This is a genomic window from Shewanella sp. DW31, assembly GCF_015767295.1.
Classification (GTDB): Bacteria; Pseudomonadota; Gammaproteobacteria; order Enterobacterales; family Shewanellaceae; genus Shewanella; species Shewanella oncorhynchi.
This window is the reverse complement of the sequence record NZ_JADWMP020000026.1, coordinates 1-14948: the sequence shown is the minus strand read 5'-3', so window position 1 is coordinate 14948 and position 14948 is coordinate 1. Positions and strand designations below refer to the sequence as shown.

Genomic DNA, 14948 nt, shown 5'->3' with positions numbered 1-14948 from the left:
ATTTTGAAAGATAAGTTTGATATCTTATGAGTAAAAAGCGTTAGGTAATATTTGCCAAAGAATATTACTGATTTTGCTAAATGAGAGACTCAAAGCTTGAGTGAAAAGTGGTGAGATAATTATTTTTATTAACAATATTAGCCAAAGCTAAATATGGTTGTTATTTAGCCTTTAGATTATAAAAATAACGCAATTGATACTTTTTTATTAAACTAAAATTGGGCTTTTTACATAAAAATGCTCTAAATCTATCATTGATTATGCTTGTTAAGTCAACGTCGATATTTATTCCATTTTCATGTGTATGCCAACGCTGTAGCATATTTTACTGAGTCTTTTTCTCCGATGTAGTGGTTTTATACTGTATGGTTAGCAGCTTGATTGCTGCACAGTGCTATAGCACCTATAATCTTGCTCTCTTATGTTGAGTTTCTCTTCTTCCTAAACATGATCCAATAAAAGGAATGTCATAATGCAAAGACGCAATTTTTTAAAAAGTGCGGCTATTTTGTCGACTGCGGGTTTTATCACGCCAGTACTGGCATCTTCCTCTAAATCGAGTGTCGTTGAACATGGCTCAAGCGATGGACGCCGCCGTTTTACCTTAATCAATACTTACCATCTTATTGCCCCAGAAGGGTCTGAGGGTGTGGTTAAGTTGTGGATCCCTTTGCCCGAAGACACGCAATTCCAATTGGTGAGTCAGCTGAATTTTACGGGTAGTTTTAAAGACGCCTATATCAGCTCAAACAACAGTTATGGCGCCAAAACCCTGTTTGCGACTTGGCCCGATGCCAAAGCGAACATGACAATAACGGTTGAGCTTGATATTGAAACGATAGATTGGGAACCCGTTAAAAGCGGTGCCTTAACCCATTACCGCACCCCAGAGCAGATACATTATCCTGCAGATGTTGAACGTTATTTGCTGCCGACTAAACACATGCCGCTTAATGGTATTGTGAAGCAAACAGCAGATAAGATCGTTGGTAGCGAGACTGAACCACTGAAGCAAGCACGACTGATTTATCTTTGGGTTAGCGCTAATATGTTTCGCGATAATAGCGTGATTGGCTGTGGTACGGGTGATGTAGCAAGTATCCTCGAAAGTGGCAAGTTAGGCGGTAAGTGTACTGATATTAACTCAGTATTTGTGGCGCTAATGCGCGCAGTGGGGATCCCTGCCCGTGAGATGTTTGGGATTCGCTTAGGTCAGGCGATCAAGATGGGCGAATACTCTAAAAAGGCCTTTGGTAGTGCCGATGACAAAGGGGTTGCCGATGTCAGTGGTGGTCAACATTGTCGCGCTATGTTCTATTTAGCGGGTTATGGTTGGTTGCCAGCCGATCCTGCTGATGTGACAAAAATGCGTTTGACGGAGAAAAAGGAACACAACGATCCCGCAGTTCAGGCCGTGAATGATTACCTCTTTGGCAATTGGGAAATGAACTGGGTTGGCTTTAACTATGGCCGTGACTTTGATTTATTCCCTACAGCCGAACAGACACCACTGAATAATTTTGGCTACCCGTATGCCGAAGTTGATGGCGATCCCGTGAACTATTATGAGCCTAAAGTGTTTGCCTATGACTACCAGTCAACCGAACAACGCTAAGGGCCTCTTAGCGACTATGGCCGCCGCAGTGGTTGCTGCGGTTGCTTCAAGCCTATGCTGTATTGCACCGCTTATTTATCTGGTGTTCGGGGTGTCGGCCGCAAGTCTATCGGGGATTGAGCAACTTAGCTGGCTGCAAGTACCCATGTTGATACTGTCGTCTGGGCTGATTCTGATGGGATTTTGGCGGCTCTATTTTGCTAAAAAGCCACTGTGTACCGCGACGTTGAGTCGTACTCAGATGCTGTGGCTGTACTGGTTAACTGTACCTGTTGTGCTGGCATTTCAGTCATATCCTTTTGTATTACCTTGGTTATTAGAGGTGCTTGAATGAAGTTAGTGTTATTTCTCGCCTTAAGTCTGTGTTCAGCGTCGAGCTGGGCGGCAAACGTGCTGGTCACCTTAGATGTTAAGGGCATGACTTGTCCGCTGTGTGTCACTGTCGTGAATAAAGCGCTGCGTAAAACCGATGGGGTGATTAAGGCTAAGGCTTCGTTAAAAACTGAGCAAGCCTTAGTGACAGTGCCAGAGGATTTTAATCTAGATAGTTTGCTTAAGGCTGTCGACGAAACTGGGTATAAGGGCAGTATTAATAAGGTAGAAAAACAATCCTAAGCGTTGGTGTCTTTAGTAACAGATTGAGCGACATTATAAAATATCAGTCTAGTTTTAAATGATTAGACTGATATTTCACCGAGAAAATACACTCTGTATCCCACTTGTTACTTCCTTCACTGCCAAATTTTTCCTTTGCGGGTCATTTCTTCGTTAGCTGTAATACACCTCGGGCTCGATACGACGTTGCCGCTCTTCATTTTTCTCCGATGATTCCTTAATCAGATCCAATTTTTGCGCTTGCAGTAATTCTAGTTGCTTGGCTTTTTGTTCTTCAGATAGATTTTCATCGGCTGCAACCTTCGCCATTTCTTCATCTATCTTATTAATTTTATCCCTATCGACTCCTGTACGGTTATCTAAAATAGCCTGCATGGCTTTGTCCAACCTGTTGATGCTTTTGTCTGGTTCAGGCGTGCCTGCAATGGCTTGCAGATTACCCGTGTAGCCTTGTTTAGCGTTAGGGGCCAGATGGCTATAGGTATCGGCAGTCGTTACCGATGCTGCAGAGGAGAGCGTTACAGTATCTTGGCTTATTGATGATGTTAGATTCGTCGCCGTCATTGAATTTGCACGAGTTCCTAGGCCATTTGTGCTCGGCTCGGCTCGACTTGCTTGAGTGGCACATTGGCATAACTTTTCGCAAAGGTATTGGTATAACTATTAGGGTTAATTGTGCTCATATCCGACTCCTTTATATATGAATCTGTCCCTTGGCCACCAGCGGTTTAAAATGTTGAGCGGTTAACTAATGGGTGTTGCTGGACGTTTCAATATTATCTGATGACAACTTTGCAATTTGAATTAGCAAGTTATAGGCCAAGTTAGGTTTATTTGTGGTTGATTTATCAGGAGTCACTGTTAAACGATACTTTTAAAAAATATTTATACAAAAACTTGATCCTTGTACAACTATGGTCCGTAATTAAAGGCATAGTGATACAAGGAGTCTACTTATGTACAAGTTTAACCCGCAGCGAATTCAGATTGGGATCAGCGCTTGTCTATTGGGGGAGAAGGTTCGTTTTGATGGCGGACATAAAAATTCGACCTATTGTAATCAAGAGATTAAGCAATTTTTCGATTATGTGCCTATCTGTCCAGAAATAGCGATTGGCTTAGGTGCGCCCCGTAAAAGTATCCGACTAGTCCGTGATGGGGAAACCATCTTAGTTCAGAGTGGTGACGGTAGCTTAGATGTGACCGATAAGCTCAATGAATACAGCGAAAACAAGGTTGAAGAGCTCGATTTCCTCGGAGGATACTTACTTTGCGCTAAGTCGCCAACCTGCGGCATGGAGCGGGTAACAGAGTATAAAATTGGCACTAACAATGGTTCTAAGTCTGGCATTGGTGTATTTGCTCGCAAGTTGATGGAACGGTATCCACTATTGCCCGTGGAAGAAGAAGGCCGCTTGCATGACATGGTGCTGCGGGAGAACTTTTTCACCCGCGTTTATGCCTATCACGATTGGCACCTGATGAAACATGAAGGGCTGACTAAGCATAAGTTAGTGAAGTTTCATTCCCGCTATAAATACCTATTAATGGCACACAGCCCGACATGGTATCGCGAGCTTGGGCCGATAGTGGCCAATATTGAGGATCTTGAGCAAAGCGCGACCCGCTACTTTGAAGGCTTTATGACGGCGCTGAAAATTAATGCGACCCGTAAAAATCATACCAGTACGCTGCAGCATATTCAGGGTTACTTTAAAAAGCATTTGAGCAAAGAGCAAAAGATAGAACTGTCTGAAGCGATTATGAAATATCGCCAAGGTCTATTGCCGTTATTAGTACCTATCACGCTCATTAACCATTATTTACGCGAATTTCCAACACCTTATATTGAAGAGCAAGTGTACTTAAACCCTCATCCTGAGGCGTTAAAGCTGCGCTATGCCTATTAACGTTTATCTAATCGCATTCAGTTGATTTTAGCTTTTGATTTAGTGAGTTATTACTGGAATATGAAACAAACTATAGAGAACACGGCCCACACAGAACCCAATGGTGAGATATTACTCCCCATCGGTGAAGTGTCGGCCTTAACGGGCGTGAATGCCGTGACCTTAAGGGCATGGCAGCGCCGTTTTGGTTTAGTGATCCCTGCACGTACACCCAAGGGACACAGATTATATACGAGCGAAAATATCCAAGAAATCCATGAGATTAATGCATGGCTAGCTAAAGGTGTTGCGATCAGTAAGGTTAAACCTTTGCTGATGAGTGCTGCTAAATCTTCATTTACAGAAATAGTTCAAACTCAAGCCATTGATTTATGGTGCGAGCAAGTCACTGCGCTCAATACGGCATTATTCGATTTCAATCAGCACAAATTACAGCAGATATTAGATGATGCATTTGGCTTATATCCTTTCCAATTGGTGAAAGAAAAGTTGCTACAACCTTGGCTTAATCAACTCGAGGACTTAGTGAATGAGCGGCTTGATGCCGAGTTAATTATTGCTTGGTTAAAGAGCGAGTTACTTAACCGAGTGGGTGGACGTCATGCCTTTAATGGACAGGCCGTGACGGCGAGAATCGCTGTGGTGAGTCTATCCCGTGGGGTACATACCTCGCTTAATTCCACCCGCACTAACATTTTGTTTTCTCTACTTCTATCGCTCGAGTTAGCGTCGCTGCGGGTATCGGTTATTGATCTTGGCGAGCAAGCCATGGGCAGTTTACCTTTGCTGCGAGGCAGGCTTAACGTCGATGCACTTTTGCTTATTCCCGACTCAAATCATTCGGGTTCTGAACAGACTGAAATGCTGACTGTATTGGAACAAATGACTTTCCCATGCTGGTTTATGGGTCCTTTTGCGCCAACGTTAAGCTCTTTATCTGCTTTTTTGGCGTCTTCGACGACGGACTTGATTGGAAAAATGTCATCTCGTTTAGCGGGGAAGGTGAATAGAAGCCTTAAGTACAGTGGAAAGATGAATACCGTGAATCAAAGCGAGCAGATAAATAGCGAGAAAAACAATGACATTAGCTAACGATTCAATGCCAATAGATTCAATTCCAATAAAAGTGCAGGGCAATAATGCGCTGATGTGGTTTCGCCAAGATTTACGCCTTGCCGATAATCAGGCATTAACCGCCGCTTGCGATTGGGCGCGGGAGAATGGCGTGGCACTTAAGGCCATTTACATTGCTACGCCAGCTCAGTGGCAGCGCCATGACGTTGCGCCCATTCAGTTGGATTTTATCGAACGTCATATCAATTTACTTGCCCAAGGACTGGCGAGTCTTGGTATTGGATTCGAGTTAATTCAGTTAGATACCTTTGCTGATGTACCTGAGTTTATCGGTCACTATTGCCAGCAACTGGGGATTGGTCGAGTGTTTGCTGGTCGAGAGCCTGAGATTAACGAGCAACAGCGCGACCAAGCCTGTATTCAATCGGGGATTCCTCTGGTGTTAACCGATGAGCATTGTTTGCTTAAGCCGGGCACTGTGCTGAATTTGTCCGGCGACATGTACAAGGTTTTCACTCCTTTTAGCCGTAAGTGGCGAGAAATTGCCGCCCGCTATGCCATTTTGCCGCTTCCTGTTCCGGCGCCACTTGGACCTGTGTTGGCCGAGCCAAAGCCGCTTTTGTTTAACAATGTCACTAAAGTGTCGAGTGAACTTTGGGCTGCGGGAGAAGGGCAGGCAAAGCGTTTGCTCTGCGCATTTATTCAGCAGAAAGTGCAGGATTATAAGCAAGATAGGGATTTCCCCGCCATTGATGGTACTAGCTCAATTTCACCTTATCTTGCCATTGGTGTGGTGAGCCCAAGACAATGCGTTGCCGCGCTACTGCATCAATTCCCTGAGGTGATTGTCGACGACACTAGCCCTGCTCGTACTTGGTTAAATGAGCTTACTTGGCGTGAGTTTTACCGTCATTTGCTGGTGGCATTTCCCGATTTATCTAAGAATCACAATTTCAATCGTCAAGCCGACCATGTGCAGTGGCGTAATAACCCGCAGGAGTTTGCTGCTTGGTGTGAAGGTCGTACTGGCTATCCGATTGTGGATGCGGCTATGCGCCAACTCAATCAAACGGGTTGGATGCACAATCGGCTGCGTATGGTGGTGGCGAGTTTCCTGACTAAACATCTGCTGATTGACTGGCGCTGGGGGGAGCGTTATTTCCGCCAAAAACTGATTGATGGTGACTTAGCCGCGAATAATGGCGGCTGGCAGTGGTCTGCGGGTTGTGGCTGCGATGCTCAGCCTTATTTCCGTATTTTTAATCCTATAAGCCAGAGTGAAAAATTTGATCCAGATGGCAGCTTTATCCGTAAGTATTTACCAGAGCTCGCATCTTGGGGAATTAAGCAATTACATCAACCCAGTACAGCGCAGACACCGTCCTTGTTTGAACAACCGTTATTCAACACTAAAACGGCTTATCCAAGTGCGATTGTCGAGCACAGTGCAGCAAGAGCAAGGGCATTAACCGTATTAGGCGTATTGAAAAAGGCCACGGCCCAATAAATAGGATCAGGAGCAATAACAAGATGATAAACCAAGCGACGACTGAGGCTAATACGCTTGTTGAGCATTTTATTCAGCTTTATCAAGCTTTAAATAAAGATAACTTGCATCTGTTAGCTCAGGTTTATGACGACAATATTTGCTTTACCGATCCTATGCATCAAATCACTGGGCTAGCGTCGTTAACTCAGTACTTCGCGAAGTTATATAAGAATGTTAAGCATATTCAGTTTGAGATTAAAGAAGTGCAGCAGGATGCGAATCAAGCCGCGCTGTTTTGGCAGATGGAATATAGCCACCCTAAGTTGAATAAAGGCGGACTTATCCGTGTTGATGGCATGAGTCAACTTAAATTTAACGACAAGATTTATTTTCACAGGGATTACTTCGACTTAGGGCAAATGTTGTATGAGCATTTGCCTTGCATGGGCGGCCTTATCCGCTTGCTCAAAGACAGGGCGGCAAAGTAATGGACGCTGTTAAGCCGATGAAAGTAAATACAGTGCTGATTACAGGTGCAAGCTCTGGCATTGGGTTGCAACTGGCGCAGGATTATTTGTCCCTAGGTTGGCATGTCATTGCCTGTGGCCGCTCCCAAGAAAGGTTAGAGGCGTTAGCCTTGAATGAACTAGTAGGTGCTACGTTGTTTATCTTCGATATATCCCAGCGCGACCAAGTTCAACAAGCTGGCCAAAATGTAGCTGAGCTATTGGCGAAAACAGATTCTCAGCTCGATTTGGTCATTTTGAATGCGGGCAGTTGTGAATATATTGATGATGCTAAGGCTTTCGATGATGTGTTGTTCGAGCGCGTTATCCATACCAATCTAATTGCAATGGGATATTGCCTCGGGGCATTTTTACCTTTAATGCCAAGGGGTTCATGTATTGGCTTAATGAGCTCCAGCGCTATTTATTTACCTTTCCCTCGCGCTGAAGCTTACGGCGCCTCTAAAGCCGGCGTGCAGTATTTAGCCTCGAGTCTCGCGCTCGATCTTGCTAAGAACGACATAGGCGTGAGCTTGATTTGCCCTGGTTTTGTGGCGACACCACTGACCGCAAAAAATGATTTTTCTATGCCAATGCAAGTGAGTGTACAAACCGCTTCTAAGGCGATACGTAATGGGCTGAAAGGTGGCAAGCGCGAGATCCATTTTCCGCGACGCTTTACTTATCTATTGAAGTTGATGTCGTTTTTACCTGCCTTTGTGTGGCAAAAAATGATTGCAAACGATACTCAAGCCAAGCCGCTAAAGGACAAGAGTTTATGAAAAATATCGCCATCATCGGCACCGGCATTTCTGGATTAACCTGTGGCCATCTATTAAGTGAGTCGCACAGGGTTACAGTGTTTGAGGCCAATGACTATATCGGCGGCCACACGGCGACAGTCGATGTGGAGCATCAAGGGCAAACCTACGCTATAGACACAGGTTTTATCGTGTTTAATGACAGAACCTATCCACGATTTGAACGTTTATTAGCTCGCCTTAATGTCACCATATTACCGACTGAGATGAGTTTTAGCGTGCACAATGCTCTGACTGGGCTTGAATACAACGGCCACAATTTAGGCAGTTTGTTTGCCCAAAAGCGTAACCTCCTGAATCCACGCTTTTGGGCCTTTTTAAAAGAAATTTTGCGCTTCAATAAAGGCTGTAAAGCACTCTATCAACAGGATATTTATCCCGAAGGTAACTTAGGTGATTATTTAGACAATGAACACTTCTCACCATTTTTCGCTGAGCATTACATTTTGCCCATGGGCGCGGCGATTTGGTCTTCGAGCATAGAAGATATGCGTTCGTTTTCGTTGAAGTTTTTTATTCGTTTCTTTCAGCACCATGGCTTATTAAATGTCAGTGATAGACCCCAGTGGTATGTGCTAAAGGGTGGCTCGCGTAGCTATATTCCTGATCTTATTGCGCCCTTTAAAGACAATATCCGCCTTAACTCACCCGTGACAGGTATTGAGCGCCATGGCCATGGGGTGAAGTTACAAGTCCACGGTGAATGGTTGGAATTTGATGAGGTAATTTTAGCCTGTCACAGCGACCAAGCACTGCGGATGTTAAACGATCCTACGCCAACAGAACGCGCCATTTTAGGCGATCTCAGCTACCAGAATAACGATGTGGTGCTGCACATGGATACGCGTATTTTACCTAAGCGAAAAGCAGCCTGGGCGAGTTGGAATTATAGGTTAGATGGTAATCTAAAACGTCCAGCGTCAGTGACTTACAACATGAACATACTGCAACAGTTGCCAGCCAATGCGCCGACCTTTTGTGTCACCTTGAATCAGTCAGAGTTGATTGATGAGTCGAAAGTGATACGCCGCTTCAATTATGCCCACCCAGTGTTTAACGAAGCCAGTCTTAAGGCTCAGGGCCGCCGTGAGGAAATATCTGGGCAAAATCATACCCATTTTGCTGGCGCCTATTGGCACAATGGTTTCCATGAAGATGGCGTTCGCAGTGCACTTGATGTGTGTGCCCATTTTGGTGTCAGCCTATGACAGGTTTAAATGTGACAGGTCTAAATATGACAGAGCTCAATAGCGGTATTTATTACGGTACTGTATCCCACAGCCGTTTTACACCGATTAAACATAGCTTTAGTTATGCCATGGCGCTGTTGGCGATTGATTTAGATGAAGTCGATAAGATCAGTGCCATGGGGCGAGTTTTTGCCAGCCAGCGCCGCGCTTTACTGAGATTCAATCCTAAAGACTATTTAACTTCTTTTACGACTAAATCCAATGACAGCGGTGAAGTGGCTGTTGTTGATCCGAGCGCAGCTGCACTTAAGAGTCGCGTATTGACTCAAGTGGCAGCGTTAGGCGCAGATAAACTGTGCGATCGAGTTTTGTTTGTGGGTCAGATCCGCCATTTTGGCGTGTATTTTAGTCCAGTAAATTTCTACTTTTGTTATCAAGATCAAACGCCTTTATACATGTTGGCCGAAGTGAGTAACACGCCTTGGGATCAGCGCCATTGCTATTTAGTCGATTTAGCCGCGCCCAAACCTTCTGACAAAGTGTTTCACGTGTCTCCCTTTATGACCCTCGATATGCGTTATCTCTGGCATGTGTCTGCGCCGAGTGAGGACTTAAACATCGGTATTGAAAACAAGTCGATGCAAGAGAATGGCAAAAAACTGTTTAATGCCAATTTAGTGATGAAACGCCAACCGATCACGGCGGCCAATTTACGGACGCTTTTGTTTCGCTTCCCTTTTATGACTCTCAAGATTTTCTTCGGGATTTATTGGCAAGCGCTAAAACTCTTTTTTAAACGTGTGCCCTTTGTGCCGCATCCAGCTCAGATGGAGAAATAACATGGAAAATACGGCTTCGCAAACCTCAGTCACCACAGGGAAACTGCCCGACAGTATTGCGCGTAAAGTCTTGCTTAAGGCGCTGGAAAGTCTCCCACATGGCTGCTTGACCTTGGTTGAGGGCGACAAGAGTTATCGTTTTGGTGAGAGTCATACCGACTTGCACGCCACGCTTGTGGTTAAACACCCGAGTTTTTATCGTCAAATCATGCTTTCAGGCTCCATTGGTGCGGGTGAAGGTTATATTCAAGGCCATTGGACGAGCCCTGATCTCACCAAAGTCGTACAACTGTTTGCCCGCAATTTAGCCTTACTCGATAAGATTGAAGCCAAATTCTCTTGGTTAACTGGCACGATAAACCGTGTGAAGCATGTGCTGAATCGCAATTCTCAAGAGGGCTCAAAGCGGAATATTCTCGCCCACTATGATTTGGGTAATGCTATGTATGAGCAATTCCTCGACCGTGAAATGTTGTATTCGAGCGCGCTTTATCCCCATGAGGAAGCCAGTTTGCAGGAAGCGCAGTTGTTTAAGCTGATGACTATTTGTGAGCGGCTGGATTTACAGCCGGGTCAAACCTTGCTTGAGATTGGTACTGGCTGGGGCGCGCTGGCTATTTATGCGGCTAAGCATTATGGCGTGCACGTGACAACAACAACGATTTCAGATGCGCAATACGCCTATACCAAAGCCCGTGTCGAACGCGAAGGGCTAAGCGATAAAGTGACGCTGCTGACAGAGGACTATCGCAATCTCACCGGAGAATACGACAGGGTTGTTTCTATCGAGATGATTGAAGCTGTGGGGCATGAGTATTTACCAGGCTTCTTTAAAAAGCTGGAATCATTGTTAAAACCCGATGGGCGCATGCTGCTACAGGCGATAACGATTGCCGATCAACGTTATGACAGCTATCGCAAAAGTGTGGATTTTATTCAGCGTTATATTTTCCCCGGTGGCTGCTTACCCTCAGTGAGCCAAATGGTCGGTCACATTGCCAAACAGACGGACATGGTGGTTTGGTCGCTCAATGATATGGGGCTCGATTACGCTAAAACCTTAAAACATTGGCATGAGAATTTTGATCATGCGATAGGCGAAATCCAAGCTTTAGGTTATGGCGATGATTTTATTCGGATGTGGAAATTTTACCTAAGTTATTGTGAAGGTGGATTTTTAGAACGCACCACAAGCACAGTGCATTTAGTGGCTGTGCGTCCGGACTATCGCATTGCTAGCCATCATCTCCCAAGCCATAGCCCTAATGCGATGTAATCTGTTTTGATTAAGCAGTCACTTTAGTGGAAATAACCATTTTCGTTGGAATGAGCCGCTTTGTTTGCAGCAAGATAAAAGTGAGGCAAAGATGAAGTCCATGTTAGCTAACTCTCGGGTTCCTTTTAAACATCAGGGCTTTATTCTCTATAACGCCTTGAGTTTTCAGGCTGTGTGGTGGTCTAGTATACTCTGGCTTAACACCTCACTGTTGTTAACTATCCCTTTGTTATTATTTCACTTTATCCTGCTAGCTTCCTTAAGTAAGCCCGAGTATCGCAAAGTGGATTTGCTATTGATGCTAAAGGTTGCAGCCTTAGGAATAGGCGTCGATACAGTACTCTCTGTTTTAGGGGTGTTTGAGTTTGCTCTTTTCCCTTGGTGGCTTGGTTGCCTGTGGCTGCATTTTGTTTTGACTCTGAATCATAGTTTGTCCTTTATGCGACCTTTACCGCTGATATTTCAGGCGTTACTCGGGGGCATATTTGGTGGGTTAAGCTATTTGGCTGGCGCACAATTTAATGCCGTGAGTTTGCCCTATGGCAATGTTATTTCTGCTGTGGTGTTATTTTTGGTTTGGCTAGTCTTGCTGCCATTTTTAATCCAACTTGCTAATCCCTATGGATTTAATCGAAGCACTAAGGCTCGCTCTTTTACTGTGTTTGGGCGTTAATTATTGAAATCTAGGAATTGATCGCGGTTAAGTCATTATGCCGTTTTTAGTTAAGTACCTGTTGTAAGACATCATGCAGTAAAAGGGGGATCCCATGTCGTCAGTTCGTAATCGTAGCCCAAATCTTGGTTTTTCATTTTTGAATTCAAGCTGCTTAAGTCTATTGGCCCTTAGTTTATTGGCCGCACCTTTAAAAGCGTTAGAGGCGAAAACGCCTGATTTTGAAAACATTACTATCGAACTGAATGATGCCGCCGATGTGACGCAGACTTTTCAGGAAGTGGGCCGCGGAGAAATGGATTGGCTGTGGTTTAGTTTGTATAAGGCGAGACTGATGACGGTAAATGGCCGTTATCAACAGGGGCAATATCCTCTGCTGTTAGATATTGAATATTATCGAGATATTGAGTCAGAGGATTTGCTCGAAGCGACAAAAGATCAATGGCAGCATCTAGCGTTTGCCGAAAATGATATCCAACGTTGGTTGGGTTTATTAAATGCGACTTGGCCCGATGTGAAGCAGAGCGACCATTTAAGTTTTAAGGTGATAGATGGACAAACGAGTCAGTTTTTCTTTAATCATCAACCACTCGACATTATCCATGATGCTAATTTTGCTGAGGCATTTTTAGCGATTTGGTTATCGAAAGCCACTAGTCGTCCTAGTTTGCGGGCGCAATTACTCGGAGAAAAACCATGCGATTGTTGAAACGGCTTGTCGGCCGAAAGTTATTTTTAGGTTTAATAATGATAGGGCTGTTGTCGAGTTGTTCATCGGTGGAAGTGACTGATTATAAAGATACTCATCCGACATTGGTTTTGGAGTCATTTTTTAATGGGCCATTAAAAGCCTCTGGGGTTGTACATGATTTTAGTGGCAAAGTGATCCGCAAATTCAATGTCATTATGGAAGCCAGTTGGCAGGGAAGTGAGGGAGTCATTAATGAATGGTTTGTGTATGATGATGGTGAAACTCAAACTCGTGTGTGGCGCATCAAGGCACTAGGGGAAGGGCGATACTCAGGAACTGCAGGTGACATTATCGGGACTGCCGATGGCCAATCTAGTGGCAGTGCGCTACATTGGAAATACGATATGTTATTGCCTGTGGATGGTGAGGAATATCAAGTTCATTTCGACGATTGGATGTTCTTAGTGAATGATAATACCATTATAAATCAGAGTGATATTATTAAGTTTGGCATCACAGTTGCTAAAGTCACTTTAGTTATTCAAAAATAGTTTCAGCAATTTTTAGTTAAGTTGGCTTACCCCAGCTTGTCTTGGATTAACTCTGTTGATTAAGACTTAAATTGGCTTAAACAGTATAGCTTGGCTAATAACCCCCTTTTTTCTGCATTAAAGTGTTGAAGTCAAACCAAAGTTGCAGCTAGGCATTTTTGCTAGTGGCATAAGCGATATATGGGGGTAAGGTTATTGCAACCCATTGTTTAAATTTAATTAATCTGAGCTTAAGTCTAAGTCTAAGTCTAAGTCTAAGTCTAAATAGATAGGGGGAGTCGATGAAAAAACACGTTGTTTTATGGGGAGTATTTTTAAGTCTGTCGTTAACTGCTTGTTCATCTTTTGACTTTAAGTTTGAGGATCATTCTGAGAAACAAGTCGATCCTCATCAACCCGCAAGCGATCCTATGGTGCAAGATAATGAACGTCGTATTCGAGATGCGAGAAAAGACGGTCAGTTAGAATCCGATTTTCTAAAACCTAGGTATCCAGTTAAGTTTAAATAAGAAAATGCCTTAGGAACTCACTTCAACCTCAATACTTAACTATCAATAGCAAGTATTAAGGTTGCTAGGGGAGAGGCGAAGAACTAACCCGCTTGACGACTGTTATCTATCGATTTTTTGTCATAATATTCAAACGGAAACAGATTACGAATCCTTTGCTTTACATTGTCACTCACGTTGGCAGAAATATGTAAGCGTACATCTCCTGATTTTTCAGCCCTAACAGTACAAGTCAGTTTTTCGGTTTTAGCGATTTGGCGGCATTCCCGTTCGAATCGTTCGGGGATCTTGCCCTTATGCTGAGTCATACGGCCATCTTTAAAATGCATTTCAAAAATAGTCAGACCTTTCTTGCCACCAAATATCAGTTTGTAAACGAGAAATATACCAATAGCGACAAAAATGAGTTTGAAAATATCGGCTGTCATAACGCCTCCTATCTTATGTTTATAGAACCAAGATACTCCCGAGTTAGTTGTTTTAACAGTGCGCTAACGCGCAATTTTGAATTGGCAATAAAATGATTCCAGCCTAGACTTAACTGGCTAAGGAAAAGTAACCCCTCAGTTAAGGAAAACGCCATGTACTTATCAAATGCAGATCGTTGGTCATTATTGTGTAAGAAGCAAATCGATGTTATCGAAAAACTTGCTACACATTTCCCCGAGAGAAAAGCACATCTAAGTGAGCTCACTCAAGGGTGGCGCCATGTTCAACATCAAGTTCAAGCAGGTGATAGGCCTATGCCACTCGAGCTCATCAAATAAGCACGATTGAGTCATTTGGAACTAGATAGTTTGTATAAGAACGCAAAGCCACTCAATAATGAGTGGCTTTTTTATGTGGCGAATATAAAACTATCATTTATAGGGGTAAAGGATGAAGTGATTGTCTGTTGCGTGAAGTCAATAAATTATCTTATACGCTCAATTTGAGCGCTTATTGTGCCAGTATTGAGGGCGCTATCGTTATTATTGAGGAAAGTCAGTTGTGTTTTGCTTTGAAACGATTCAAATTTCATATACAAAAAACAGATACAAAAAAGCCACTCATTGAGTGGCTTCATTGTTTATATAGTGCGGGCACCAAGAGTCGAACTCGGGACCTGCTGAAATTATCGAGAGTAAGTCAGTTGCGCTTTGTACTGAACACTTCAAATTTCAGATACAAAAAAGCCACTCATTGAGTG

Annotated in this window: 18 protein-coding genes; 16 read left to right on the top strand and 2 right to left on the bottom strand. The window is 43.8% G+C overall.

Annotated features, from left to right (window positions below):
* Positions 1-472: 472 nt before the first annotated feature.
* From GWI56_RS18460 to GWI56_RS18450, 3 genes are read left to right on the top strand one after another with little or no spacing between them, the layout of a single operon-like run.
* Positions 473-1615, top strand: a complete 1143-nt coding sequence (locus GWI56_RS18460; RefSeq protein ID WP_131523632.1) for a transglutaminase domain-containing protein — start codon at positions 473-475, stop codon at positions 1613-1615.
* Positions 1616-1631: 16 nt separating this feature from the next.
* Entirely contained in the window at positions 1632-1949 is a 318-nt protein-coding gene (locus tag GWI56_RS18455) for a hypothetical protein (RefSeq protein WP_309247085.1), read from the top strand.
* Positions 1946-2230, top strand: a complete 285-nt coding sequence (locus GWI56_RS18450) for a heavy-metal-associated domain-containing protein (RefSeq protein WP_028761311.1) — start codon at positions 1946-1948, stop codon at positions 2228-2230. The genes GWI56_RS18455 and GWI56_RS18450 overlap by 4 nt, the downstream gene beginning before the upstream one ends.
* A 153-nt stretch (positions 2231-2383) precedes the next feature.
* Here GWI56_RS18450 and GWI56_RS18445 read toward each other — a convergent pair whose 3' ends face one another.
* Positions 2384-2794: a hypothetical protein gene (locus tag GWI56_RS18445; RefSeq protein ID WP_242068444.1), complete on the bottom strand. Its 411-nt coding sequence runs from the start codon at positions 2792-2794 to the stop codon at positions 2384-2386.
* A gap of 392 nt (positions 2795-3186) precedes the next feature.
* Here GWI56_RS18445 and GWI56_RS18440 point away from each other — a divergent pair, with 392 nt between their 5' ends.
* The 12 genes from GWI56_RS18440 to GWI56_RS18385 all read left to right on the top strand — a co-directional run bounded on the left by GWI56_RS18440 (position 3187) and on the right by GWI56_RS18385 (position 13759).
* Positions 3187-4140 (top strand): DUF523 and DUF1722 domain-containing protein, encoded by a 954-nt coding sequence (locus GWI56_RS18440; protein ID WP_198573745.1) that lies wholly within the window; start codon positions 3187-3189, stop codon positions 4138-4140.
* Between the two features lie 60 nt (positions 4141-4200).
* Positions 4201-5232, top strand: a complete 1032-nt coding sequence (locus GWI56_RS18435; protein WP_198573744.1) for a MerR family transcriptional regulator — start codon at positions 4201-4203, stop codon at positions 5230-5232.
* The gene (gene phrB, locus GWI56_RS18430; protein ID WP_198573743.1) at positions 5219-6721 is read left to right on the top strand and encodes a deoxyribodipyrimidine photo-lyase; all 1503 of its coding nucleotides are present in this window, start codon (positions 5219-5221) and stop codon (positions 6719-6721) included. Before GWI56_RS18435 ends, phrB begins: the two co-directional genes overlap by 14 nt.
* Positions 6722-6744: 23 nt before the next feature.
* Positions 6745-7191 carry a nuclear transport factor 2 family protein gene (locus tag GWI56_RS18425; RefSeq protein WP_131523638.1) on the top strand — a complete coding sequence of 149 codons (447 nt, stop codon included), beginning with the start codon at positions 6745-6747 and terminating at the stop codon, positions 7189-7191.
* Positions 7191-7991 carry an SDR family NAD(P)-dependent oxidoreductase gene (locus GWI56_RS18420; RefSeq protein WP_131523639.1) on the top strand — a complete coding sequence of 267 codons (801 nt, stop codon included), beginning with the start codon at positions 7191-7193 and terminating at the stop codon, positions 7989-7991. The genes GWI56_RS18425 and GWI56_RS18420 overlap by 1 nt, the downstream gene beginning before the upstream one ends.
* Complete coding sequence (locus GWI56_RS18415; RefSeq protein WP_198573742.1) at positions 7988-9238, top strand: FAD-dependent oxidoreductase; 1251 nt, start codon at positions 7988-7990, stop codon at positions 9236-9238. Before GWI56_RS18420 ends, GWI56_RS18415 begins: the two co-directional genes overlap by 4 nt.
* Positions 9235-10059 carry a DUF1365 domain-containing protein gene (locus tag GWI56_RS18410; RefSeq protein ID WP_198573741.1) on the top strand — a complete coding sequence of 275 codons (825 nt, stop codon included), beginning with the start codon at positions 9235-9237 and terminating at the stop codon, positions 10057-10059. The genes GWI56_RS18415 and GWI56_RS18410 overlap by 4 nt, the downstream gene beginning before the upstream one ends.
* A gap of 1 nt (position 10060) precedes the next feature.
* Positions 10061-11335 carry a cyclopropane-fatty-acyl-phospholipid synthase family protein gene (locus GWI56_RS18405; protein ID WP_198573740.1) on the top strand — a complete coding sequence of 425 codons (1275 nt, stop codon included), beginning with the start codon at positions 10061-10063 and terminating at the stop codon, positions 11333-11335.
* A 91-nt stretch (positions 11336-11426) separates the two neighbouring features.
* Positions 11427-12008: a DUF2878 domain-containing protein gene (locus tag GWI56_RS18400; RefSeq protein WP_198573739.1), complete on the top strand. Its 582-nt coding sequence runs from the start codon at positions 11427-11429 to the stop codon at positions 12006-12008.
* A gap of 94 nt (positions 12009-12102) precedes the next feature.
* The gene (locus GWI56_RS18395; protein ID WP_198573738.1) at positions 12103-12717 is read left to right on the top strand and encodes a chalcone isomerase family protein; all 615 of its coding nucleotides are present in this window, start codon (positions 12103-12105) and stop codon (positions 12715-12717) included.
* A complete protein-coding gene (locus GWI56_RS18390) occupies positions 12705-13250 on the top strand; it encodes a DUF3833 domain-containing protein (protein WP_198573737.1) in 546 nt (181 codons plus the stop codon). Before GWI56_RS18395 ends, GWI56_RS18390 begins: the two co-directional genes overlap by 13 nt.
* 281 nt (positions 13251-13531) lie before the next feature.
* Entirely contained in the window at positions 13532-13759 is a 228-nt protein-coding gene (locus GWI56_RS18385) for a hypothetical protein (RefSeq protein WP_113939410.1), read from the top strand.
* Between the two features lie 83 nt (positions 13760-13842).
* Here GWI56_RS18385 and GWI56_RS18380 read toward each other — a convergent pair whose 3' ends face one another.
* Positions 13843-14187: a DUF3634 family protein gene (locus tag GWI56_RS18380; RefSeq protein WP_105251862.1), complete on the bottom strand. Its 345-nt coding sequence runs from the start codon at positions 14185-14187 to the stop codon at positions 13843-13845.
* A 153-nt stretch (positions 14188-14340) separates the two neighbouring features.
* On the opposite strand from GWI56_RS18380, the gene GWI56_RS18375 reads away from it, so the two are divergent.
* Positions 14341-14526 (top strand): hypothetical protein, encoded by a 186-nt coding sequence (locus GWI56_RS18375; protein WP_105251863.1) that lies wholly within the window; start codon positions 14341-14343, stop codon positions 14524-14526.
* Positions 14527-14948: the final 422 nt, after the last annotated feature.

What these genes read in the sequence shown, in the direction of transcription:
- GWI56_RS18420 (WP_131523639.1), top strand. Translation starts at nt 7,191, where the DNA reads ATGGACGCTGTTAAGCCGATGAAAGTAAATACAGTGCTGATTACAGGT.
- GWI56_RS18440 (WP_198573745.1), top strand. Translation starts at nt 3,187, where the DNA reads ATGTACAAGTTTAACCCGCAGCGAATTCAGATTGGGATCAGCGCTTGT.
- GWI56_RS18460 (WP_131523632.1), top strand. Translation starts at nt 473, where the DNA reads ATGCAAAGACGCAATTTTTTAAAAAGTGCGGCTATTTTGTCGACTGCG.
- GWI56_RS18390 (WP_198573737.1), top strand. Translation starts at nt 12,705, where the DNA reads ATGCGATTGTTGAAACGGCTTGTCGGCCGAAAGTTATTTTTAGGTTTA.
- GWI56_RS18375 (WP_105251863.1), top strand. Translation starts at nt 14,341, where the DNA reads ATGTACTTATCAAATGCAGATCGTTGGTCATTATTGTGTAAGAAGCAA.
- GWI56_RS18450 (WP_028761311.1), top strand. Translation starts at nt 1,946, where the DNA reads ATGAAGTTAGTGTTATTTCTCGCCTTAAGTCTGTGTTCAGCGTCGAGC.
- phrB (WP_198573743.1), top strand. Translation starts at nt 5,219, where the DNA reads ATGACATTAGCTAACGATTCAATGCCAATAGATTCAATTCCAATAAAA.
- GWI56_RS18455 (WP_309247085.1), top strand. Translation starts at nt 1,632, where the DNA reads ATGGCCGCCGCAGTGGTTGCTGCGGTTGCTTCAAGCCTATGCTGTATT.
- GWI56_RS18395 (WP_198573738.1), top strand. Translation starts at nt 12,103, where the DNA reads ATGTCGTCAGTTCGTAATCGTAGCCCAAATCTTGGTTTTTCATTTTTG.
- GWI56_RS18405 (WP_198573740.1), top strand. Translation starts at nt 10,061, where the DNA reads ATGGAAAATACGGCTTCGCAAACCTCAGTCACCACAGGGAAACTGCCC.
- GWI56_RS18400 (WP_198573739.1), top strand. Translation starts at nt 11,427, where the DNA reads ATGAAGTCCATGTTAGCTAACTCTCGGGTTCCTTTTAAACATCAGGGC.
- GWI56_RS18425 (WP_131523638.1), top strand. Translation starts at nt 6,745, where the DNA reads ATGATAAACCAAGCGACGACTGAGGCTAATACGCTTGTTGAGCATTTT.
- GWI56_RS18385 (WP_113939410.1), top strand. Translation starts at nt 13,532, where the DNA reads ATGAAAAAACACGTTGTTTTATGGGGAGTATTTTTAAGTCTGTCGTTA.
- GWI56_RS18415 (WP_198573742.1), top strand. Translation starts at nt 7,988, where the DNA reads ATGAAAAATATCGCCATCATCGGCACCGGCATTTCTGGATTAACCTGT.
- GWI56_RS18435 (WP_198573744.1), top strand. Translation starts at nt 4,201, where the DNA reads ATGAAACAAACTATAGAGAACACGGCCCACACAGAACCCAATGGTGAG.
- GWI56_RS18380 (WP_105251862.1), bottom strand. Translation starts at nt 14,187, where the DNA reads ATGACAGCCGATATTTTCAAACTCATTTTTGTCGCTATTGGTATATTT.
- GWI56_RS18410 (WP_198573741.1), top strand. Translation starts at nt 9,235, where the DNA reads ATGACAGGTTTAAATGTGACAGGTCTAAATATGACAGAGCTCAATAGC.
- GWI56_RS18445 (WP_242068444.1), bottom strand. Translation starts at nt 2,794, where the DNA reads ATGACGGCGACGAATCTAACATCATCAATAAGCCAAGATACTGTAACG.